The 21,882-nt window shown below is 57.4% G+C and carries 22 protein-coding genes; 8 read left to right on the top strand and 14 right to left on the bottom strand.

Annotation, left to right across the window (positions count from 1 at the left end):
* Window positions 1–164 precede the first annotated feature (164 nt).
* The 5 genes from gspD to gspG are packed head-to-tail and all read right to left on the bottom strand — an operon-like array spanning window position 165 to window position 5,685.
* Window positions 165–2,546 carry a type II secretion system secretin GspD gene (gspD, locus tag CRO59_RS10170; protein ID WP_097087205.1) on the bottom strand — a complete coding sequence of 794 codons (2,382 nt, stop codon included), beginning with the start codon at window positions 2,544–2,546 and terminating at the stop codon, window positions 165–167.
* A complete protein-coding gene (gene gspM / locus CRO59_RS10165) occupies window positions 2,543–3,091 on the bottom strand; it encodes a type II secretion system protein GspM (protein WP_097087203.1) in 549 nt (182 codons plus the stop codon). The genes gspD and gspM overlap by 4 nt, the downstream gene beginning before the upstream one ends.
* Window positions 3,084–4,268, bottom strand: a complete 1,185-nt coding sequence (gene gspL / locus CRO59_RS10160; RefSeq protein ID WP_097087201.1) for a type II secretion system protein GspL — start codon at window positions 4,266–4,268, stop codon at window positions 3,084–3,086. The genes gspM and gspL overlap by 8 nt, the downstream gene beginning before the upstream one ends.
* Window positions 4,265–5,218 (bottom strand): type II secretion system minor pseudopilin GspK, encoded by a 954-nt coding sequence (gspK, locus tag CRO59_RS10155; protein WP_097087200.1) that lies wholly within the window; start codon window positions 5,216–5,218, stop codon window positions 4,265–4,267. Before gspK ends, gspL begins: the two co-directional genes overlap by 4 nt.
* A gap of 8 nt (window positions 5,219–5,226) precedes the next feature.
* Window positions 5,227–5,685 carry a type II secretion system major pseudopilin GspG gene (gspG, locus tag CRO59_RS10150; protein ID WP_011334561.1) on the bottom strand — a complete coding sequence of 153 codons (459 nt, stop codon included), beginning with the start codon at window positions 5,683–5,685 and terminating at the stop codon, window positions 5,227–5,229.
* 148 nt (window positions 5,686–5,833) lie between these two features.
* On the opposite strand from gspG, the gene gspI reads away from it, so the two are divergent.
* A complete protein-coding gene (gene gspI, locus CRO59_RS10145) occupies window positions 5,834–6,208 on the top strand; it encodes a type II secretion system minor pseudopilin GspI (RefSeq protein ID WP_159988112.1) in 375 nt (124 codons plus the stop codon).
* Between the two features lie 233 nt (window positions 6,209–6,441).
* Here the strand turns inward: gspI and CRO59_RS10140 are convergent, their stop codons facing one another.
* A complete protein-coding gene (locus CRO59_RS10140; protein ID WP_007968533.1) occupies window positions 6,442–6,801 on the bottom strand; it encodes a DUF6124 family protein in 360 nt (119 codons plus the stop codon).
* Between the two features lie 714 nt (window positions 6,802–7,515).
* On the opposite strand from CRO59_RS10140, the gene CRO59_RS10135 reads away from it, so the two are divergent.
* On the top strand, window positions 7,516–9,189 hold the full coding sequence (locus tag CRO59_RS10135; RefSeq protein WP_097087196.1) for a TIGR04141 family sporadically distributed protein: 1,674 nt from the start codon (window positions 7,516–7,518) through the stop codon (window positions 9,187–9,189).
* Between the two features lie 497 nt (window positions 9,190–9,686).
* Here CRO59_RS10135 and CRO59_RS10130 read toward each other — a convergent pair whose 3' ends face one another.
* From CRO59_RS10130 to CRO59_RS10115, 4 genes are all read right to left on the bottom strand, one after another.
* Entirely contained in the window at window positions 9,687–10,337 is a 651-nt protein-coding gene (locus CRO59_RS10130; RefSeq protein WP_097087194.1) for a hypothetical protein, read from the bottom strand.
* A gap of 53 nt (window positions 10,338–10,390) precedes the next feature.
* Window positions 10,391–11,116 (bottom strand): DUF2971 domain-containing protein, encoded by a 726-nt coding sequence (locus CRO59_RS10125; protein ID WP_097087192.1) that lies wholly within the window; start codon window positions 11,114–11,116, stop codon window positions 10,391–10,393.
* Window positions 11,117–11,200: 84 nt separating this feature from the next.
* Entirely contained in the window at window positions 11,201–13,150 is a 1,950-nt protein-coding gene (locus CRO59_RS10120; RefSeq protein WP_097087191.1) for a tetratricopeptide repeat protein, read from the bottom strand.
* Between the two features lie 392 nt (window positions 13,151–13,542).
* Window positions 13,543–13,974, bottom strand: a complete 432-nt coding sequence (locus CRO59_RS10115; RefSeq protein ID WP_097087189.1) for a type II secretion system protein N — start codon at window positions 13,972–13,974, stop codon at window positions 13,543–13,545.
* Window positions 13,975–14,107: 133 nt separating this feature from the next.
* Here CRO59_RS10115 and gspH point away from each other — a divergent pair, with 133 nt between their 5' ends.
* Window positions 14,108–14,560, top strand: a complete 453-nt coding sequence (gene gspH / locus CRO59_RS10110) for a type II secretion system minor pseudopilin GspH (protein WP_097087188.1) — start codon at window positions 14,108–14,110, stop codon at window positions 14,558–14,560.
* Complete coding sequence (locus tag CRO59_RS10105) at window positions 14,557–15,165, top strand: prepilin-type N-terminal cleavage/methylation domain-containing protein (protein ID WP_097087186.1); 609 nt, start codon at window positions 14,557–14,559, stop codon at window positions 15,163–15,165. The genes gspH and CRO59_RS10105 overlap by 4 nt, the downstream gene beginning before the upstream one ends.
* Window positions 15,166–15,442: 277 nt before the next feature.
* Here the strand turns inward: CRO59_RS10105 and CRO59_RS10095 are convergent, their stop codons facing one another.
* From CRO59_RS10095 to CRO59_RS10085, 3 genes are read right to left on the bottom strand one after another with little or no spacing between them, the layout of a single operon-like run.
* Window positions 15,443–16,381 (bottom strand): DUF4880 domain-containing protein, encoded by a 939-nt coding sequence (locus CRO59_RS10095; protein WP_097087182.1) that lies wholly within the window; start codon window positions 16,379–16,381, stop codon window positions 15,443–15,445.
* Between the two features lie 31 nt (window positions 16,382–16,412).
* Complete coding sequence (locus tag CRO59_RS10090) at window positions 16,413–16,964, bottom strand: RNA polymerase sigma factor (RefSeq protein ID WP_027613107.1); 552 nt, start codon at window positions 16,962–16,964, stop codon at window positions 16,413–16,415.
* Window positions 16,961–17,626, bottom strand: coding sequence for a secretin and TonB N-terminal domain-containing protein (locus CRO59_RS10085; protein ID WP_245223384.1), 666 nt, complete (start codon window positions 17,624–17,626; stop codon window positions 16,961–16,963). The genes CRO59_RS10090 and CRO59_RS10085 overlap by 4 nt, the downstream gene beginning before the upstream one ends.
* A gap of 207 nt (window positions 17,627–17,833) precedes the next feature.
* Here CRO59_RS10085 and CRO59_RS10080 point away from each other — a divergent pair, with 207 nt between their 5' ends.
* Complete coding sequence (locus CRO59_RS10080) at window positions 17,834–18,178, top strand: hypothetical protein (RefSeq protein WP_097087178.1); 345 nt, start codon at window positions 17,834–17,836, stop codon at window positions 18,176–18,178.
* A 236-nt stretch (window positions 18,179–18,414) separates the two neighbouring features.
* On the opposite strand, the gene CRO59_RS10075 is transcribed toward CRO59_RS10080, so the two are convergent.
* Entirely contained in the window at window positions 18,415–18,855 is a 441-nt protein-coding gene (locus CRO59_RS10075; protein WP_097087176.1) for a carboxymuconolactone decarboxylase family protein, read from the bottom strand.
* 312 nt (window positions 18,856–19,167) lie between these two features.
* On the opposite strand from CRO59_RS10075, the gene CRO59_RS10070 reads away from it, so the two are divergent.
* The 3 genes from CRO59_RS10070 to CRO59_RS10060 all read left to right on the top strand — a co-directional run bounded on the left by CRO59_RS10070 (window position 19,168) and on the right by CRO59_RS10060 (window position 21,647).
* Complete coding sequence (locus tag CRO59_RS10070; RefSeq protein WP_097087175.1) at window positions 19,168–20,601, top strand: PLP-dependent aminotransferase family protein; 1,434 nt, start codon at window positions 19,168–19,170, stop codon at window positions 20,599–20,601.
* A 123-nt stretch (window positions 20,602–20,724) separates the two neighbouring features.
* A complete protein-coding gene (locus CRO59_RS10065) occupies window positions 20,725–21,018 on the top strand; it encodes a putative quinol monooxygenase (protein WP_096797255.1) in 294 nt (97 codons plus the stop codon).
* Between the two features lie 227 nt (window positions 21,019–21,245).
* On the top strand, window positions 21,246–21,647 hold the full coding sequence (locus CRO59_RS10060; protein WP_041062438.1) for a cupin domain-containing protein: 402 nt from the start codon (window positions 21,246–21,248) through the stop codon (window positions 21,645–21,647).
* The last annotated feature ends 235 nt before the right edge of the window (window positions 21,648–21,882 follow it).

Here is a 21,882-nt window from a genome sequence, read left to right as displayed (position 1 = left end):
TTTTGTGGTGAGGGGATTTATCCCCGATGGGCTGCGCAGCAGCCCCGAAACCTGATAACCGAATACATCTGACTGACCGCGTGCATAGGTTTTGGGGCCGCTTCGCTGCTCATCGGGGATAAATCCCCTCACCACAGGTTTACTTCTCAGATTGAGGGTCGGATTCAAAAGCGTGTACTCCTTTCGATCGGCACCGCTTTTATAGTCGCGCGGGGGCCCGAAGCAGGAACTGGGCTCGGCACACCCTGCGCCGCCGTCGGCAACTGCGGCGCCTGCATGTCCGGCATTGCCCAGCTGCGTTCCGGTTGCAGGCCGCCCTGGGCGCGGCGCATGAAGTCGTAGCGGTTGAGGGTGATGCTCCGCCCCGCTTCGCTGTCACGGATGATGTACGGGCGCAGGAACACCATCAGGTTGGTCTTGGTGATCGCCCGGCGTTCGTTGCGAAACAGCGCGCCGATCCCCGGCAAGGTGCCCAACCATGGCACCGCTTCGTTGCTCTGGCTGTAGCCGTCCTGCAGCAAGCCGCCGAGGACCATGATCTGGCCATCGTCGAGCAGGATGCTGGTGTCGATCGCGCGTTTGTTGGTGACGATCCCCGCCGACGTCGCGCTGGCCGACGCGCGTTCGTCGATGCTGCTGACTTCCTGATAGATATCGAGCTTGACCGTGCCACCCTCGGAAATCTGCGGCCGCACGTTGAGCTTCAAGCCCACCTCTTCCCGGGTCACGGTCTGGAACGGGTTGTTGCTGGTCCCACCGCCGCCAGTCACGTAGCTACCGCTGACAAACGGAATGGTCTGGCCGACAAAAATACTCGCCGCTTCGTTGTCGAGGGTCAGCAGGTTCGGCGTCGACAGCACGTTGGTGCCGCCCTTGCTCTTCAGCGCCCGGGCCAGCACTTTCAGGTCGAGGATCTTGCCGATGCCGGGGATGTCCACCGTGCCGTTGACGTAACCGAGGTTCAAGCCCTGCGGCAGCACATCGAGACTGGTCTTGCCGTTGAGATTGATCCCCGAACCGCCAAGATTCGCCCCGCCGATCACACCTTTACCGCCGAGATTGCCGGTCTGCCACTGCACACCGAATTCGCTGGCATCGTCCTCGCCGACCTCAACAATCAGGCTCTCGATCACCACTTGCGCGCGGCGCTGGTCGAGCAGGTCGATCACCTCGCGCAGGTTGCGATACAACGGCTCCGGCGCGGAAATCAGCAAGGTGTTGGTGGTGGCGTCAGCCTGAATCGTCACCCCGCCCGCGCTGAACGCGACGTTCTGCTCACTGGCCTGACTGCCGCCGCTGCCGGTCGAACTGCTGCCCTGCGCGTAACTGCCGCCGGTGCTGCCGGTGCTCGACGTGGTCGAGGTGTTGCCGCTGGTTTGCGTGCCGCTCTGCGCGCTCGAACCGCCATTGTTGTTGCCATTGCTGCCCATGGCACTGAGCACCGAGCGCGCACTGTCGCTGGTGCCACTGTCGCTCTCGCCAGTCAGCAGCCCCCGCAGGGCCTGCGCCAGTTTCGCCGCTTGCGCGTTACGCAGATAAACCACGTGCAGGTTGCTTGGATTGCTCTGCGCGTTGTCGAGTTTGTAGATCAGGTTGCGCGCCAGCTCGGTGCGCTCGGGGCTGCCGGCGCGGATGATGATGGTGTTGGAGCGCGGGTCGCCGATCACCGCGATTTTCTGCGTCGGATCGTTGCCCGGCGCGTCGAGCAGATCGGCGACCATCGGCGCGATGTCGGCGGCGATGCCGTTCTGAATCTGCACCACGTCGGTGTCGATCGCGCTCGGGGTGTCGATGGTCTGGATCAACTGGGCGACGCGGGTCAGGTTCTCGGCGTAATCGGTGACGACGATGGTGTTGTTGCCGGGGTAGGCATTGATCGGGTTGTTCGGCGAGACGATCGGGCGCAACACCGGAATCAGGTTCACCGCGTTCTCGTATTGCAGGCGAAAGGTGCGGGTGAGCATGCCATTGCCGGCCGGTTTGTCCGGGCTGTAGATCGGCCCGCCGAGCAGTTTCGCATCGGCTTCCGGCACCACCTGCGCGACGCCGCCGACATCGACCACGCTGAAACCCTGCATGCGCAACGCCGCGAGCAACATGTCATAAGCCTGGCGTGCCGGCACCTGACCTTCCGAGACCAGCGTCAGGCTGCCCTTGACCCGAGGATCGACCAGAAACTGCTGGCCGGTGGAACGCGACAACGCGCGCACCACCGCTTGAATATCGGCATCGACAAAATTCAGCGTCACCGGCTGATCGCCCAGCGGATTGCTCGGCAGTGTGCTGCCGCGCGGGGCGCCGCCACTGCGCGCGCGTTCGGTGATGTTGTGCATCTGCCGTGGTTGCGGTGCGGTTTGTGCCTGGGCGCGTTGCCGATCGAGCAGCGCATCACCGCTGCGCTGGGTGTTGGCCAATGGGCGACCGAGTTCGCTGTCCACCAGCAACGGCGGCTGATTCGGCGGCGTGGTGGTGTTGCTGCACGCGCTCAATGCCATCAGCAGCATCGGCAACGCCATGCGCGCCGGTTTGGATCCTGACCCCTTCATGAAGCTTCCTTAGCGCCCAGCGCCTGATCCATGCGAACGGTGCCTGACAATGTGCCGGCAGTGACTTCGGTCGAAGCGTTGTCGGCGCGTTGCAGACGGGCCTCGACCACTTGCAGAGAAAGTTGTGCCGGGGTGCTCAGCAGCCAGTCGAGCACTGCATCGGCCGGCGCCGCGTCGAACGTCAACTGCCACGCGCCGGCCTCTCCGGCCTGAAATTGATAGTGTCCGGCCAGACCGGCAGCCAGTAGCGTCTGCTCAAGCGACTGCTCGATGCTTTGCCCCGGCGGACGTACGCTGACCTCGCGCAACAGCACTTCAAGCGCTTCGGTCTGCGCGCGCAGCTTCGGCGTTTCGCTTTGCCAGTAAGTGATTTTTTTCAGCGGCGGCTGAATCAATGCGACCCACACCAACAGCGACAGCAACACCACCGCCATGCCGCCGACCATACGTTTTTCGCGCAGGGCCAGCGCTTGCCAGCGCGCCTGAAGTTGCGCGCTGAAACGCTGCCAACGGGCGCGGTACACCGCGAGCGATGCCTTATTCATCTTCTGCTCCGCTGTCGTCAGCGCTTTCGTCGGGAGTGGTGACTTCGTCGCTCGGTCGCAGCAGCCAACCTTCATCGTCAGCCGTCGCACTGATCCCGACCTGAGCCAATGCGGCTTGCCAATCCTTGTCCTTGTCATTGGCGCTGCGCCGGGCATCGGCCAGCAGACTTAACTGCAACGTGCCGTCGACAAACGTCAGGCGCTCGACCGTGCCGGCCATGAACGGCATGCCACTGCCGGCCTGCAACACCAGCCGATTAAACGGCTGCGCCGGATCCTCCGCCGCGCCCCTCTGCCGCGCCGCCAGTTGCTGACGCGCCTGCTGCAGCGGATTGAGGATCACCGGCAACTCGGGAAAGGCCTGCTTCACCCGCTGCGCCATCTGCGCCTTGAGCTGCTGACCCTGACTGGCTTCGCGGGCGGCATACAGGTTCAAGCCGATGACCCACACCGCCACCGCCAATGCGCAAAGCCCCAGCGCCCGGCCCCAACCGCGATGCTCGCTGCGCTGCTGTTGCACCGCACTCTGCAGGCCCCAACTGGGCAACGGCCCGGTCCAGCGTTGCGCCTCGGCCATCGGCAATTGCGCTTCCGTGGGCGCTGCCGAACCGATCCAGTGCAGCGGCGTGCCGCAGCTCAGCAGCCAATCGCCAATCTCCTCGTCGAACAGCGGCTGCACCCGCGCCACCTGCACGCTTTCGCGCAGCAACAAATGGCCGTCCTGCCGACAAGCCACCGTGCCCGGCAGCACCGGCAAGCTGTACGCCGCCGGGTACAAGCCGCGCAGATTCAGCCCGGCCTGCTTCAGCAATTGCCCCAGATGCTGCAAACGCTGACGCGGCGCCCAGGCGATCTGCACCTGCCCCGCTTCATCCCGCGAACTGTGAGCGATGTGCATGTCGTTGCTGTCGCCGAGCATCAAGGCCTGCGCCGCGCATTGCACCGCCGCTGCAGTCTTGTTCGCCGGCAATGGCGGCAGGTCGATGCTCGCCAGCAGGCTGTCCGCCGGGTGCAGAAAAACGCTGAGCGCTGGCTGCTTCGCTAACTGCCCCAGTTGGCTAAAGGTCTGGCGCTGCTCACGAATGACCTGCCCCTGCCGGTCCAGCCACGCGCAGTCCATTTCACTGTCGAGACTCAACCCCGCCAGTGGCGGCAAACTCACACGCAACTGACTCATACGCCCACCCGCGACCAGATCACCTGCGGCAGACGATCCTCGCTGCGGTGCAACAACGCATCGAGGCTGACTCGGCGCTGATCACGCCGCGCCTCGCCACGCAGACGAAACCAGTCGCTGGTGATGCCGACCTTGACGCTGGTCAGCTCCAGATTGGGCATACGCAAGCGGTTAACAAAATCGCCACGGTTGATGAACCAGCGTCCGGCGTCGCGCTCATTGATCAGCGCCTGCGCCCGCTCCAGCGACAACCCCGGCACATACGCGGCCAGCACCGGCGCGGTGGCGGTATTGCCATTGAGCCAAGTGGTCGCCGGAATCACCGTCAGGTACGGCGCCAGTTTGCCGATGACCACCTCATTCACACCCTCGACGCTGCGCAGATCATCGACACTGCGCAGCATCGGCAACTTCGGATTCTGTGGCTTGCGCGATGCATTCGGTGACGTGGCGCGGCCACTGTCAAAGGCGCTTTTGCTCGCGGTGTTTTCGGCAATCTGCGGGTTCAACAGATACGGATAAGAGCCGATCACCCGCTGACTGATGCGCTGACTCAACCCGGCGCTGATGCCGATCAACGCGCACAGCCGCTGAAACGCCTGCACCTGCGCCTCGTCGATACGTTCGTTGGCCACCAGATTGCGCAGGTTGAACTTGCCCTGCTCATCTTCCAGCCGCCCCTCGAAACCCTGCGCATTCAAGCGCTGCGCCCACGGCTGATCGAGCCGGGTCAACGGATCACGCTGCCGCGCATCCCAGAGCAATTGCCGGCTGATCTCCAGCCCACCGTGCAACACCCAGCGCCCCTGCACCCGCTGCTGATCCGCCTCCAGCGCGCGGGTCGAAACGCTCTGCCGGGTCAACATCCCCGCCGCAATCACCGCGACCACCGCAGCAATCAGCAGCGCACTGATGATCGCCATCCCCTGCTGGTTCGATTGGCTGTTCATCGCCGGCCTTACAGCTGCCAGGAACCGATATCGGCATTCACGCCGTCGCCGTCAGGCTGACCGTCGGCACCGAGAGAAAAGATATCGATCTCGCCATTCGCGCCGGGGTTGAGGTACTGATAAGGACGACCCCACGGGTCATTCGGCAAACGCTCCAGGTACGAACGCCAGTTACTGTTCTTCGCATCCGCCGGCCGCTCCACCAGCACTTTCAAACCCTGACTCTGGCTCGGATAAGTACCGTGATCGAGGCGATACAACTTCAGCGCCTGCATCAAACCGCCAATATCCTGCTTCGCCGCCGTGGCCCGCGCCTGATCCGGCCGATCGAGCACCTTGGGCACCACCATCGCCGCCAGAATCCCGAGAATCACCACCACCACCATAATCTCGATCAGGGTAAAACCCTGCTGCCCACGGGGCATCCGGCTCGGTCGGCTGGGCTGTTTGAACTGCGCGATATCCATCTCGACATTCCCTTGGCTTGATTCGATTCGACGCGCAGTGTTGCAAGAAGATATGTCAGGGATGTTGAAAATCCTCGGGAGTTTTCGTCGTCAAGCCGTCAAGGACGGGGGTTAGGGTCGAGGGCTGTGTTTGGGTTTTGGGCCATTTATGCGCGCGTGTTCCCGAGAAACGGGTTTCACCCTGATTGAAGTGCTGGTGGCGCTGGCGATCATTGCCGTGGCGATGTCGGCGGCCGTGCGCGTGGCGGGGTTGATGACCCAAAGCAGCGGAGTTCTGCGGGATCGCTCGGTGGCGATGATTGCGGCGCAGACACGCATGGCGGAGTTGCGGCTGGAAGGTCGATTGCCGACCGGTGTGAAAGCTGTTGATTGTGATCAAGGGCGGTTGTTGTTGCGGTGTGAGCAGGTAATCGCCACAGCCGAAAACGGCCGATTGCTCAAGGTCGGCATCCAGGTCTTCAACCGCAACCAGGACGCCCCACCCCTGGCCCGCCTGGAAACCCTACTGAACCGCCCCCTGTAGGAGCTGCCGAAGGCTGCGATCTTTTGACTTTGATCTTTTAAAACCAAAATCAAAAGATCGTCCGATCGCGGCCCGAGCCTCCGGCAGCTCCTACACAAACATCTCAGGCAACAAAACAACGCATGCCCCCACACGGTATCCGCAATCAGCATAAAACCCTGTGGGAGCGAGCCTGCTCGCGAAGGCGTCAGAATGAACACCCGATCAATCACCAAGTGTCCCCGACACCTACATCACCCCGGCAACTGCAAATTATCCAAAGCCCGATTCACCGCCAACTCCCCGAGCATGATCAACTGCGCAATCCCCGCCAGCGCGTGCCGCTGCGACACCGGCAACAAACTGGCAATGTTCTGCGCGAGAGTTTTGGCCGAAGCAAGCGTTTCACTGGCATCCACCAGCAGCTCTTCGGTTTTGTTGTCCGCCGTCACGGCATACATCCCACGGTGTTTACGTGGCGGCGGCGTGGAACCGGGCGGACAGAGGTAATGGTCGAGCGCGCGGTCGGCGGCTTCGTGGAGTTTTTTGGAATCGATGGATTCGTAGGGGGAAACCGACGCGGTTTCGGGTGGGTTGGGTGTTGGTTTGATCATGGTGAAGCTCCTTGATTAATGGAGCCGCCACGGTTCGCTGCGAAACGAAGGGAGGTGGCAGCTGTACGCAGGTTCGCAGACCGGGAATCAAGGAACCCGGCATACCCGAAGGTATCCCGCGCACAGCCGCCATGAAGCACCATCGCCAGAAATGGCAACGATTGGGAGCGCTGTGCGCCTTGATTAATCCGGGCTGCGAAACCCGGTCGCTGATTCGTCAGCGACCGAACCACAATAGATTCCGACCCAAAAGCGCACAAGCCGGCGGATTCTGGCGTAGCTGTAGGCAAAGGCGCAAGGATGTGTAGCCTGAGTGAGTATCTGGAGATGTCTTTTTAAACGCCGGTGTTTACTTAGACTTTACTGCGGAAAATCTCCTCTAAATAGATCCATCCACTCATCGGGCCAGCTGACTTGCGTTTTTGGACTACATTTCACACCCGATGGCTGCTTTCGGCCAAAAGCAGACGTTCGTGAGCAGCCAAATGATCGAAGATGAGAGTTTCGAACAGACAGTTTTCCATCGAATCACTTCGGATGGCTTAAAAAGGGACGATGATTGGTAGATGCTGGTCTATGCTTGCTTTCGGTGCGGTCATAGGTAGTTACTTCAGCAAACCCTGAAGCCAGAAATGCAGAATGTAAAGTACATACCGAATTTTTACTATGTGAAAAAATAAATATATTGAAGATTTAACGCTAGGAGAAGTTGCTATGCTGACAGGAAGCATCGTCGCAACCGCGTCTAGTTATTCAGCTGCTAGCGCGCAAAAAATAAAAAAAGAACGAAAAGAAAAACTATCCATATACTTAGCAAAAAATCCAAAAAACGCAGACTCCGATCTATTGAAATTGGAAAATACCAATTCGCCAATAGAGCTTGACGTTTCGGGGCTAGAAGGGGCAAGGTTATATATAAAAAAAGAACCTCCAAAGCACTCGCCACCATGGACTCAACTGTTCACATCCAGACCCGAAGTTCCCTTTGATGCCTTTGGAAACAGCAGTAGTGTCGGAGCCGTGCTATGCGTTACAGTGCATCAGAATATATTCTTACTAACATTTGGCACAGGCTTTCACCTTTTACAAGAGGAGGCAATTGAACGCGACTTTGGATTGCGCGTTACCTTGAACTCGGTTAATCCAGACAAACTTAGAAGCTTAGACAAGTCAAGTTATGACCATAATCCTCTAAACTCACGAACTCAGAGCACTAAGGAGGTTGATATATTTGACCTGCATATAGATTCTGAGTTGGAAATGCTATACGCCGTCACTGGCATATCAACCGTTGAGTTATTCGGATCTCACGTTACTGGAAGAGATGCATTAACAGTAATCACGAATACAGACCTGAATGAGCTAGAAAAAATTCTTGGGGAAGCGCTTAAGAGGTATAAGCAGAAACTTCCAGACAGCTTCGAATGGGTGGATAATGTAAATAAAGTTAGAGATCACGATGACATTGATATTCTCGATCTCGAACTGGAAAAAATACTATGCGGTCCAGATTTGTCCTGCTTATGGCTTGGAGAACCAGAAATTGTAGACTGGGAAGAACAGATCGGTTATTCGTTTGATTTATACGCACGCAGCGAACGGCACGTAGTACTTGAGCTGCCACAACTACTATCATACCTAAAAAGTAAATCGCTACCAATTTCCGTTGAAAGTCTTAAGCACACATCAATCCACGTGAATGACTCAGAATATCATCCTATAAAAAGCTGGAGTGCGTACAAGTGTCTATATGCCGAGCTTAAGTACGGGACGGATCAATATATCCTGCGAAGTTCGACCTGGTATAAAGTTAATAGTGAGTTCTTAACAACTGTCGATGCAAGCTTGTCAAGCCTGGAGACTTACAAGCATTGCTTCCCAATTTACAATGAGGATCGAGAGGAGGATTATAATCAAGCTTTAACGAGTGATCCTTCATTTGAGTTGCTTGACAAGAAAAACATCAAGGTAGGGGGTGCATATGACAAGCTAGAGTTTTGTGATTTAGTTCGAAATGGAAACGATTTAATCCACGTTAAATACTACAGGAGCTCAAGCACGTTAAGTCATCTATTCTCACAGGGTTGCGTGTCGGCCGAAACATTCATCAGGGATGCCGAGTTTAGGAAAAAGCTAAACTCCAAACTTCCGAAATCTTTACGGCTGGCAGACCCCATGCCGCGCCCAGATCCGGCAAGCTATAAAATTGTTTATGCTATCGCGACAACAAAAAAACTGCCTCTAGAGCTGCCTTTTTTTTCAAAGGTCACGTTGAAAAATGCCCTCAAAGTTCTTAAAGGGTTGAACTTCTCGGTTGAAATTGTTGCGATTGACATTGATCCAGTTCTTAAAGTCAGAAAAAAATGCAAACCAAAAAAACAACTCTAATAATTGAATGTGTGCGGGGGCGTTCACCCTCAATTTTTAAGTGTGGTGTCCGAATAGTAATGCGAGATTTGCTGGGGGCTTATCATTCAAGGCTACCGTTATTTCCTTGTGTCAGATTCTGGTCGGTTGCGGACACTCTAAGCAGACAGCTTTCGGCCATAAGCAGAAGTTTAACGAGCAGCCCGACTAAGATCTGCGCCTTATTCTCACTAGCCACCGAGATACTACCCAGTGTTTAAGCGCTATGCCGCCTCCCGCGAGAGGATGAAGCAAGGCAGAGACAAGGCGCGTTTGCTGCTGGGTAAGCGACTTTCCGCGCTATTGCATGAGTAAGGCCTAGGCCTCAATGTTCCTCTTCAACAGTTCTCCAAGAACCAATTATTCACCGATTGCAGCAGAGACCGAACGGTTGTTATTCATAAGAGTTGCCTATGCCTGTAGCTGTGAGGCCGGATGCCATACCAACGACCGAAGAAAGCGATTTTGATTCCTCAACTCTACTCGCCACCTAATACTAATTTAAAGCTCCTGAGTTGCTCTGCGCTAGCTTTTTCTTCAAACGCACTCTGACCAACAATGCGAATCATACGCGAACAAATTGCTGAGTACTTTTCAATCCAGTAACTCTTTTCTAGCTCACCCAGCCATTGACTATCTTGTTCTTCGGAAGGAAGCCCACCTAAAAGGCCAGTATAATATCTTATAGAGTTAGCCAATATTGCTGTGTTGTGGAGCAGCGACAATATCACCTTACTTGATGCTTCTGTTGTTGCAATTTCATTATTGGAAAGAGAGTTAATGATGCTTCTGAGCGGGCGACCATAGTACTCTGCGCCTAAACAAATATTATTAAAAGGCATCTCAAGCTTTTTCTCAAGCTCAATATCTAATCTTGAAAGTGCTTCGCGCGCCAATAACAACTTATGCTGATATGCATTGGAAGCAAAGCCTTTATATACCATATACCCTGCTAAGAGTGAGGCTGCTGGAGCCAAAACCCCACCAATATACGAACCAAAACCACCCCAATCTTGAGTGTTCGAACTAATATGGGCGCTTCCTCCTGAATGCATTGACCAAAAATACAATATTCCTGTTATTACAAATATAGTAATAAAGACCAGAACGGCTAATTTGAGTTCTCTCAATATCACTCCTTTGGAGGGGCTTTCACCTCCCTCTCCATATTAATGTTTAACTGTTAGCTATAACGCGGTCTACCAAGAAGACTCGAAACCCGAACCCGATCACCAAGTCCGCGGTGTGCTGCTGCGGCGCGTACTGCCTCAATATCGGACTCGACTAGAGAAGGACCTAAATAAATTCTATCAACTAGTACATCAAGATCGAATTCGATAAACACCCCAAGCTCAGGCACTGCGACACCGAACTCTTCTGTCATTCTAACGGACACCGCTAAACGAAATTCACGCTCCCACGAGAACGCCATGTGTTTGTACCAAAACCGTTCCATCATGCTTAGCTTAAGTCGCCGCTTGAGAAGGTCAACATACGTAACATTTCCACCCCAAAGCTCCTCCTGTGCGTATTCAGGCTTTAGGCGGAAGGGTTTCACTGCCGCTATAATCCGGTCAAGAGTTGTTCTAATTGCCACACCCTTCCAATCTTCTGCGTAAAGCTGCCACATCGCATCACTTTCGTACGAGGCGCGATGCCAACAACTTATTTTAGTTAGCCGGCGCAACTGCTCGAATGCTCTATCGTCACCATTTAGTTCGGCATATCGGGGGTCAACTGGAAATCCCGGCGGAAGAACAGCCACAGCCCCTTCAAACGGATCCTGAAACTGCCTGGCTGACGAGAAATATAAATTTCCTGTTTCCAGAAAATTGACAATACGCTCCGTCTTAAAATATCGCCACAGTGGCTCAGTCATATCGATGCTTTGATTAGCTATTAAACGCAAGGCCTGTCCTCCATGAAAAACTCAAATACAAAAAAATGAAGTGCGTCAGTTATAAACTTCTGATTACAAGTGAATGCTTTTTTCCTATCGAAGGACAATAGGAAGATCGCGGCGTAGCTGTTCGGTCAGCTCGTGATCTGGAAACTTGTCTATTGCGGCCTTCCACACACTGATCGCATCCTCCACCTCTCCGGCGTTCCAATGCACCCCCCCCATATTGAACCACGCAAGCTCATAGTCGGAATTAAGCGCAATGGCACTCTTATAAGCGCTGATAGACTCGCGAACCTGTCCCAGTTTCTCGTAGGCCACTGCGACTTGAAACCAGCTCATATCATCCACCTGAATCTCTTGAGATTGTAATAGCAAAATCGGCAAACTCTCCTCAGGTCGATTGAGGAAGTTCAGTGCGGTACCGAGGCAATAACCATAGTGCCCGCCAGCAAGATCATACGCAGCCCGAAAGTAGAGCTCCGCTTCCTCCCATTTGTCTTCATCCTGCGCCCAGTGCCCCAAGCGATCCCAGAGATCAGCGGCTGCTTCGTCACTCAAAAACTGGATATTCGCCTCGAGTTCACTTTTCAATGCGGGATAAGTCATATCCACGAACAAGCCTTCTGAGCGCAAGTAAAGCCTATTCAGCAGACGTTCTCTCACTCCACTGGGGCAGTTCGGATGTGCCTTCAGATACCGATCCCAGAAAGGGATGCTAAGCCTCGCATTTTCTGGTGAGGTGCGTCCGAAGCAAGCGACTTGCTGACCACACCAGGGCCAGATCCAGGGATAGTTCGCAGCATCACTTAGCAGCGTATTTATCTCGCGAAACGCAGCTTTCCCGTCGCCGAGACTGAAGAGAACGTTTATTCGCCACCCCGAAACCGAAGATTGCTTTCCCAATTCACGTTCGGCGAAAACCACTTGGTCAAAATGTTCGAGTGCCTCTTTGTATTCTCCTCTACGGTGACAATAGAGTCCTACGGCATAGTGCGCTTCGGGAAGATGAGGATTATGACGCAACGCTTCACGATAAAATTCAACAGCCTTATTCGTGTTGCCTAACTTGTCGTAGCTGGAACCAAGGTTCTTATTGCACTCCGCAAGCAGCATAAAACCGTGGGTGTCACCAGTCAGGTGGCGAAGAGCCGTCTCATATGCCCTTGAGGTCTCATCTTCGTATCCTAGTGCTGAAAACCCGTTGCCAATTGAGTAGTGGAGGCTTCCCACGTCAATACGCCCGTTGTCGAGTCTAGACGCGAGATAGACAATTCCATCCATGATGCGAGCAGCATTGTCGCCACACCCACCCATGCCGAGATTGATCTCCGCCATATAGCAGAAAATCATCGCATCATGATCTAAGGATAAGACTGATGCGAACTTCTCAAACGCGGCGCTGATTACGTCATCCGCGCCTCTGTCATAGAGGTTTGCAAGTATCGCTGCAGCCTGCCCTTCATCTACTGGAACATGCAGATCTGAGCAGACCGTTTTTATGGTTTTGAACAGATTTTCGGTACGAACGGTTGTTTGCGCGACCCGTGCATTTCGTAACGACCAGGCGCCGAACTTCGCCAACGCTGCCAAGGATTTTAGGCGGGCATCGGTAAGAATTTCCGAGAAGTTAACGGTGAGTGTTCGCTGCTGCGCCCAATTCTGCCCGCTATGTTCGTACCGCCGCACTACTGCGTCGGCGGAGCAAAATCGCAGCGTATCGGTAGGAACGTGGTAGCAGACGAAAATTGAATGAGGCTGTACCAGTAAGTAATTTAAATTGGATCGCCGTATATCGATACTGACCGACCCGTCTGCATTTTCATTACCTTCTGTGCCTTTTAATTGAACATGGATTCTGACGTTCGTAGCTCTTTCGCCATCAATAACTTCAATCTGGCTGTCGGTTCCATAATCCTTTCGGTCGGAGGCCTGCAGCACAAAGACTCCGGAGGCCGTTATCAAACTTCGAAAAGCCGCTTCCGCTCTGTCTTCCGTTACATGATTACTGTGGCGTGTCGGTAGATCGTTGAAGTGATCCATCTTCTCTATCCCCAGGCTCCAAGCACCTACGCATCGTGCTTTTGCGGGAATAGTAGCAGGCTTAGTGATGGCAATTGCTACGCCACACTCGGGATAATGCGCGACAAAAGCTAAGTGTTGCTGTCCAGAAGGTCCGACACACGCCGTTGTGTAGCTCAACTGCCTTTGAGAGCAGGACGTACTCCCTGCTTTCACCCGGAACCACCAAACATTTCTCTATGGCTGGCGGTTAAAAAACAACGCCAATCCGAACGTCAGCTTCTGGCCAATAGCAGACATTCTCGACTGCTTGCATCAGGCCCGAAGCGACAAGAAGCACGGTTTCCTGCTTTTACGGGCCCTTGAACCGGCATTCAACTGAACGGCAAAAATAACGACTTCAACCCTACAGATCAGGGCCTCATAAGGCTCGGCAAAACCACCCCCTCCCCCAACCTCTCCACCCCTAACCGCACCCTCTCCCCACCCTGCTCAATCACCACCCCATCCCCCTCCACCGCCACCAACTTCACCCCAGGCCCCACCCTCTCTCCCTGTAAAAAACTCCTCGGCGGCCCATCATTCAAACTCAAAATCGCCACCGCCCCGCGACTCCCCGCCATCACCCCGCTCACCTTGATGTCCACCGGCGCCGTCTGGTTGGAAAACCACTGCAACGCCGGGCTGTCACTGCGCGCCGCGAGCATTTGCGGTGGCGCCGGAGGGGTGTGGGATTCGGCGGAGGTCAGGAGTAGCGACGACCAGGTCGCGACGCCGACCAGGGCGGCGAGCAGTGCGAGGGCCTGGACGGTTTGCGGGGGGGATATGCGGGTGGTGAGCATCATGGGCTGAATCTCCTTTTAGTCCCTGCTGACAGGCTACGCGGCAATTCTCACGGTTTTATTTCACACGCCTTACATGTTGGCCGTGCAGGATGTTTTTTTGGGACGGGGCAGGACGCAACGGAGCGCGCAACCGATGAATGTGGGCAAGCAACAGGGCTTTACGCTGATCGAGTTGATGGTGGTGCTGGTGATCATCGGCATCGCCAGTGCGGCGATCAGTCTGAGTATCAAGCCGGATCCGCTGCAGTTGCTGCGCAAGGACGCCGAGCGTGTCGCGCAGTTGCTGCAGGTGGCGCAGGCGGAGGCGCGCGCCGATGGCCGGCCGATTGTGTGGGTGAGTGATAGCAAGGGCTTTCGCTTCAGTCGGCGCAGTGACAGTGGTCGGGGGTTTGAGCATTTCAAGGATGACCCGCAGTTGCGGCCGCGCACCTGGCAGAGTCCGAAGCTGGAGGTGCGGGTGGAGCCGAAGCAGAAGGTTGTGCTTAACGCCGAGTGGATCAATCCGCCACTGCAATTGACCTTGTCTGATGGGCTGAATCGGCTGAGTGTGTTGCGTGATGGCAGTGGCAGGATCAGTGTGCAATGAACGATCAACGGGGCTTTACCCTGATCGAGGTGATGGTCGCTATTTTGCTGATGGCGGTGGTCAGTTTGATTGCGTGGCGCGGGCTGGACAGTGTGACGCGGGCGGACAGTCATTTGCAGGCGAGCAGTGAGCAGAGCGACAGTTTGTTGCGGGCGTTGAATCAGTTGCAGCGTGATGTGGAGATGCGCGCAGGTGTGGAGTTGACTGAGCCGAAGAAGGTTGGCGTGGATGATGAGCCGCCGACGGCGCCGCCTGCGCTGACGGTGCGGAGCAGTGATAGCAAGGGGTTTCGGCTGGATATCATTCGCAGTGCGGCGGATCAGCCTGGGGCTTTGCAGCGGGTGCGTTGGTGGGTCAAGGGGGATACGTTGTATCGGGCGGTGGCTGAGGCGCGCAGTCGGTATCCGTTGCCGGCGCCGGGGGCTGGGGTGGCGGTGTTGCAGGGGGTGAGTGATGTGCAGGTGCGGGTTTGGGAGGTGGATAAGGGGTGGCGGCAGTTGAGTGGGAATCGGCGGGAGGATCCGTTGGGGTTGGAGGTTCGGTTGACGCGGGAGACGGCGCAGGGGGTGGAGCGGTATCGGAAGGTGATGGGGCCGCTGCAGTAGCTAGCATCACTGCATAAACTTGTGGGAGCGGGCTTGCTCGCGAATGCGGTGGGTCAGTTGATGATGAGTTGGCTGAGTGGACGCCTTCGCGAGCAAGCCAGCTCCCACATAGACTGAGTGCAGCTGGTAGATATTGGTCGGCTGTCGGGCCGTCATCGCGAGCAGGCTCACTCCTACAATTGGATCGTATGCGGTCTGGGAGAGATTGGTTGGCTGGTTGGCCGTCATCGCTGGCAAGCCAGCTCCCACAGGGGGTGGTGGGGTTGGTGGGGTTGGGTTAGCTGAGGACGACGACTCCGCCGGGGAGTTCGGTGCATTTGACGCCGTAGGCGTCGCGGATCAGCAGGGCGACGCCGGCGAGTTGGTCGAGGCTGAAGCGGGCCTGGACGCGGCGTTGGCCGAGTTCGCGGTTGAGCAGCAGCAACATGCCAGGGCGGTAGCGGTTGATCTCGTCGATCATCTGGCTGAGGGTTGCGCCGTTGAACACCAGCACTTGTTGGCGCCAGTTCATCACTGCGGCGGTGTCGACGCTTTGCACTGCGCCCACTTGCTGCGCGTCGTAGGTCAGTTGTTCACCCGGCTGCAGGCGCAGGCTGCGGCCATCGACATTGACGTCCACCGAACCATCGAGGCACGTCACGCACACTCGCTGATCGGTGTTGCGCAAATTGAACCGCGCCTGACTGGCCCGCAACCACCCTCCTCCGGCCTGCATCGCCAATGGCAACCGTGCGGTTTGCACTTCGACTTCGCCGCTGACCAGTTCGAACCCCTGCACGCCATCATCGCCAGCGCGCTGGTTGATACGGGTCTGGGTGTTGAGCTCCAGGCTTACGCCATCGGCCGGTTCGAAACGTTTCTGCTGGCCGACTTCGGTGATGTAGTCGGCACCCAGCCCTTCAAAGCCACCGGGGATTGTCCCGCGCACCAGCAAAAACGCCGCCGATGCCGCGATGGCGCCACCGAGAAACGCGCGCCGGCCAAACCGCCGAGGCGACTGCAGCATTTCAGCGGCAGGCTGCAGGTTGTGCCACAACACCTTGGCCTCTTCGAAAGCGCGGGCATGTTCGGCGCTTTGCGCGCACCAGTCGCGCAACGCCCGGGCGTCAGCCACGGTGGCGCGGCCGGAGGTCAGCAGGACCAACCAGTCGTGGGCTTCACTGTGCAGATTGTCGGCCGCCGATGGCTTGGCAGGTGTCAGTCGAAAGATGTTCAAACGCGCAGATTCTCAACGAATTGATCGGGCACTATTCAGAAGACGGTTTTCCGGCCCCGCGACCGAACCGTTGAAACACTTTTCTTTCCAGTTTCGCGGCGCAGAAGCCCAATGCAGCTTTGATTTCCTTTTCGACCATGCGCGTGGAGATGCCGAAGCGCTGGGAGATTTCCAGGTGCGGCGCCTCTTCCAGCCGCGCTGCGATGAAGATTCGGCGACGCCGCGCTGGCAGTTCGTAGAGGGCGCTGAGAAGCGACTGGATTTCCTTCTGCCCACCCACCACTCGCGCCGGGTCCAGCGCCTCGTCGCCGATCTGTAGCAGCTCTTCGACTTCCTCGCCGGTGAGCAGGCGCGCATCGGCCTGACGACGGTCGGCGGCGATGTTCAGGGCCATGCGATACAGGTAGGCATTGGGCCGCAGCAGGTTCGGCGGCGTTTCCATGCGGTCGACCCGCAGGTAGGTTTCGTGCAGCACGTCGTTGGCCAGGTCTTCCGAGCCGAGACGGCGTCGCAAGCGCACCCGAAAGTCCTCGTAGGACGTCAGGAACAGCTGGACCATCGAACCTTGTCCGGTGTCTTTCATCCCCCGGAAACTCCTTCCCATTTGGTGCATTCCATGCGTTTCCCTGACGACTCCGGTAACAACAGCAACGTGACCGGCTGACGCAACGCGCTGGGCGTCGGCCGGTCGATCCTGAGATTGCGAAAGCTCTCCACCAGCGCGGTATCGCGCCGTACATCACCGGTGGTGGTGACCAACCGGTTGTGCTGCACCACGCCGTCGCGCCCGACCCAGACCTGCAACACCGCGCGATAACTGCCCGGACGAGTCAGTGGCGAACGGCACAGGTTGCGCTCGATCGCCGCTTGCACCGCGGTGGCGTAGCTGCGACTCACGGCGGCGCTGGCCGGGGTGGTTTTGTCCGGGGCCGACGGCACGTCCTCGACCTGCGCCACTTGCAAGGTGAACGCGTCGTCGCGGGCATAACGCGCCATCAGGCCACTGCCGCCGAGCAAACGGCGCAAGGCGTCGGCAGCGGTGTATTCGCCATCGACTGCCAACGAGCGCCGGCCACGACTCAACTGACTGTCGACCAGCACCGCCACCCCGGTGGCATGGCTGTACTGATCCAGCGCCCGGGCCAGATCCTGCGCCGGGATGTGCAACGTCATGCGCATATCGGCCGGCACCGGTTCGGCTGTCGCAGCTCCGCTGAACCAGCCAAGCAGCAGCCCCAGACTCACCCGGCGCACGAGAGTCGCTGAACGCTGAAGACCGTCCCTGGAACTGCCTCGCTGCACGGCTGACGTACCCCTGAAAACCGTCATCCTGATGGCTGTTTATGAATCTGGTGTGACGGGCGGTGCAAAAAAACCATCACGGGATTCGCGCAAGGCTTGCACTAGACTGCATTCAGAGAGCGGCCGCTTCGGGCCGGCCAGGAGGCTTGCATGAAAACACTGTGGAAATTCGCCCTCGGCGGGCTGCTGCTGAGCGCCTTCGCCAGCGCCCAGGCCGAGCAGCCGCTGGGCTGTGTGGAGGTGACGGTGGGTGGCTACAAGGCGCCGAATTATGATTGTCTGAGTCAGCAGATGGGCAACAATCCCGAGGGCGCTGCCGCTGCGCAGAAGAATCAGGAAGCACTGAATGTGCCGGTGAACAAGCGGCCACCGAATCAGGTTGGCCTCGCAACCCCGGCCGCAACTGGAACACGCATGGGCAATACCTTCGGCACTTCAGTCAAACCACAACGCCCACCCGCCAATAACGGAACCTCCCCATTAACCAATAAATGAGTCGAAACACCTGAGGCTAAGAAACTCACACACCTAAAGGAAGGGGAAACACACCTGTGGCGAGGGGATTTATCCCCGATCGGCTGCGCAGCAGTCGTCAATCCCGCTGACTCGGTTTATCTGAAGGACCCGCGTCGGATTGTTATAGGCCTGCTGCGCAGGCCATCGGGGATGAATCCCCTCACCACAAGGAATACCTCAATCACTAGAAATACCCCAATTACAGGGTATGCACGTCAATCGCTCGGGGTTTGGCGAAAGCTTACCGCCAGGCGATTCCAGCTGTTAATGGTGGTGACGGCCATGGTCAGATCCACCAGTTCCGCCTCACTGAATTGCGCTTTGGCCAGCTGATAAACATCGTCCGGCACATGACTTTCCGCCAACAGCGTCACCGCCTCGGCCCAGCCCAGTGCGGCGCGTTCACGCGGATTGAAAAAGCCGCTGTCGCGCCACACCGCGATCGCATACAAACGCCGCTCACTCTCCCCGGCCCGCCGCGCGTCCACCGAGTGCATGTCGGTGCAGAACGCGCAGCCGTTGAGCTGCGAAGCGCGGATCCTGATCAGTTGTAACAGCGGCGCCTCGATGCTCAGGTCGCTGGTCAGCGCCTCCATGGCGATCATCGCTTTCATCGCCTTGGGCGATGCGTTGTAGTAGTCCAGACGCGGGGACATGGGCAGGTCTCGGGAAGCGGAATGATGAGTTCACGGTAAGCGCAGAGCTGCCGGCGTTACAGCCCCAATTCCACGGAATATCGCTACACCACTGCCCTCTTCCTCTACATAGATCCCCTGTGGGAGCGAGCCTGCTCGCGAAGGCGTCAGGTCAGTCAGCCCATTTTTGAATGACACACCGCATTCGCGAGCAGGCTCGCTCCCACATGGGTTAGTGACCAATTTGGAGTTTTTCGGGTAGGCAACTACTGCCAATCACCCAACAGCGGTAATCTGGCCGACACTTCAATCGCCCCCCGGAGCCGCGTCGGTATGGAACTTCACGTCGTGATCAATGGCCGCAAGGACCTCGCCGGCCAGCTATACAACCAGCTGCGCGGCGCCATCGAGTCCGGGCGGTTGGCGGCGGGTACGCAGTTGCCGCCCAGCCGTCTGCTGGCCGAGCAACTGGGGATCTCGCGCAAGACCATTTCCGACACCTACGCGCAGCTGACTTACGAAAATTTCCTCACCGGGGTGATCGGCAAAGGCACGTACGTCAACGCCCGCCCGGCGCAGATTCAGCGCAAGCAGAGCCACACCGAACTGGCCAGCGCCGAGGTGATCGAGCGTTGGCGCAACCTGCCGGTGTTCTTGCGCCACCCGTCGCTGGAAGGTTCGTTGCGCTATGACTTCATCGGCGGCGCCACCAGCAAGGGCCAGTTCCCGCATGACGACTGGCGCCGTTGCGTGTCGCACGCGATGCGCCAGATGGCCGGCTCCAAAGGCTTCTACAGCGTGCCCGAAGGCCTGCCGGCGCTGCGTAATGCGATTGCCCGGCACATCGCGTTTTCGCGCGGGATCAACTGCCAGGACGAAGACATCGTGGTGTGCAACGGCGCGCAACAGGCGCTGGACCTGATCACCCGCGTGCTGATCAGCCCCGGCAGCCGGGTGGCGATGGAAGATCCGGGGTATCCGCCCGCGCGGTTGCTGTTCGGCACCCACGGTGCCGAAGTGGTCGGAATCCCGGTGGATGCCGAAGGGATTGTGGTCGAGCAGATTCCCGAGGGCACGCGGATGATTTATGTCACGCCGTCGCACCAGTTCCCGCTGGGCATGCCGATGAGCCAGGCGCGCCGCGAAGCTTTGCTGGCCCGGGCGTATGAGCTGGGCGCGATCATCATCGAGGATGACTATGACAGCGAATTCCGCTACGAAGGGCGGCCGACGGACTCACTGTTCAGCCTTGATCAGCGCGGCATCGTGGCCTACGTCGGCACCTTCTCCAAGACCCTGCTGCCGGAGCTGCGCCTGGGTTACGCGATCCTGCCGCCGGCGATTCTCGAAGCGGTGATCCGCGCCAAACAACTCACCGACCTGCACGCCTCGACCCTGCCGCAATGGGCGCTGGCCAAGTTCATTGCCGAAGGCTGCCTGCTCAAGCACATCCGCCGTTGCCATACGATTTACGCCCAGCGCCGCGAACGGATTCTGGCGCGCATGGCCGGTGATCTTTCGCCGTGGCTGGAGGCGATTCCGCCCAGTGCCGGGTTCCACATGGCGGTGTTGTGCAAAGTGCCGATCGACCTGCCGCTGGTGATCGAACTGGCGAAAAAAGTCGAGGTCGGGCTGTATTCCATCGACGGATTCCATTACCGGCAACCGGTGAAGAGCGGTCTGTACTTCGGCTTCGGCGCCATTGAAACCCTCGACATCGACACCGCTCTGGATCGCCTGCGCGACATTCTGCAACAAGTGGCGTGAATGATTGGTCTGGGCGATTAACCGCCGATTGGTTATTGGTGATCAGCAGGTGCAGGCCTATTCTGCACTGGCGTTATCCCTCAATGAGCAGGATTCGTCCGGCCTGCTTCAGGAGTGTGAGCAATGTCCAACGAAGTGATCAACACCGTCCAGGTGCGCGCCGCCGCCGGGCGTTCGGAAGAACTCGGCCGGCAGTTGCAGAAGATCGTCGACACCTTGCGCCAGACACCGGGCTGCGACGCCTACATGGTCGACCGCTGCCCCGAGGACAGCCAGCGCTGGACGGTGAGTGCACGCTGGCAGTCGGAAGCGGCAATGCAGGCGCACTTCAACCGGCCCGAGGCGCAGGGGTTTATTGACCTGATTGATAGCCGTCTGGCCAATAGTGTGGATTTCAACTCCTTTCCGATCATTTGACTTACTGACGCCATCGCTGGCAAGCCAGACTCCCACAGGGTTTCGTGTTGTTAACAATCATATGAACGACAGCAGAACCTGTGGGAGCCTGGCTTGCCAGCGATGGCGTATTCGAAAGCGCTGATATCCCCCAGATTGGTCACCCGATCTTCCCGAATATTGGCCGTTTGAATACCCCACCCCGCAGACTACTGTGGTCACCACCCCTCCCCAACTGGTGATCGAACATGAAAGCCCTGCACCTCTTCACCGCCATTCTCGCCCTGTCCATGTCTGCCGCCGCCCTGGCTCACGACCCATCCGAGAAAGTCACCGTCCTGCAAGACCAGATGCTGAAGAACGCCCCCGGCAAGAAAGCCATGATGATCGAAGTCGACTACAAACCCGGCCAATCCTCGATCGCCCACAAACACGACGGCACCGCCATGGCCTACGTGCTCGAAGGCGAAGTGATTTCCCAGGTCAAGGGCGAACAGCCGATCACCTACAAGAAAGGCCAGTTCTGGTACGAACCGGCCGGCTCCGAACATCTGGTGTCGAAAAATGCCAGCAACAGCAAACCGGCGAAGTTGCTGGTGTTCATGGTGTTGGCCCCGGACGAGCAAGTATTGATCCCCTTGAAAAACTGATGGTTGTTGGCACAGCCATAAATAAAAAGGCGCAAAACACTGTTTTGCGCCTTTTTATTTCCCGAGGCAATTAACCGATTCGCCTTAAAGCCAATAAAACTAATGCATCGCCACAACTCGAAAAATTGTCAGCTTATTTACAGGTTGGCGGGTTTAGTCTGAATCAACTGTCGTGCGCCCGTCACAAACAGCCGCGACAACGCTGACTTTCCGACTGAAGTTGCTTCACGGGAGA

It is taken from the genome of Pseudomonas sp. LAMO17WK12:I5 (genome assembly GCF_900215165.1).
GTDB classification, from domain to species: Bacteria; Pseudomonadota; Gammaproteobacteria; order Pseudomonadales; family Pseudomonadaceae; genus Aquipseudomonas; species Aquipseudomonas putida_A.
This window is presented reverse-complemented; position numbering and strand designations above follow the sequence as displayed.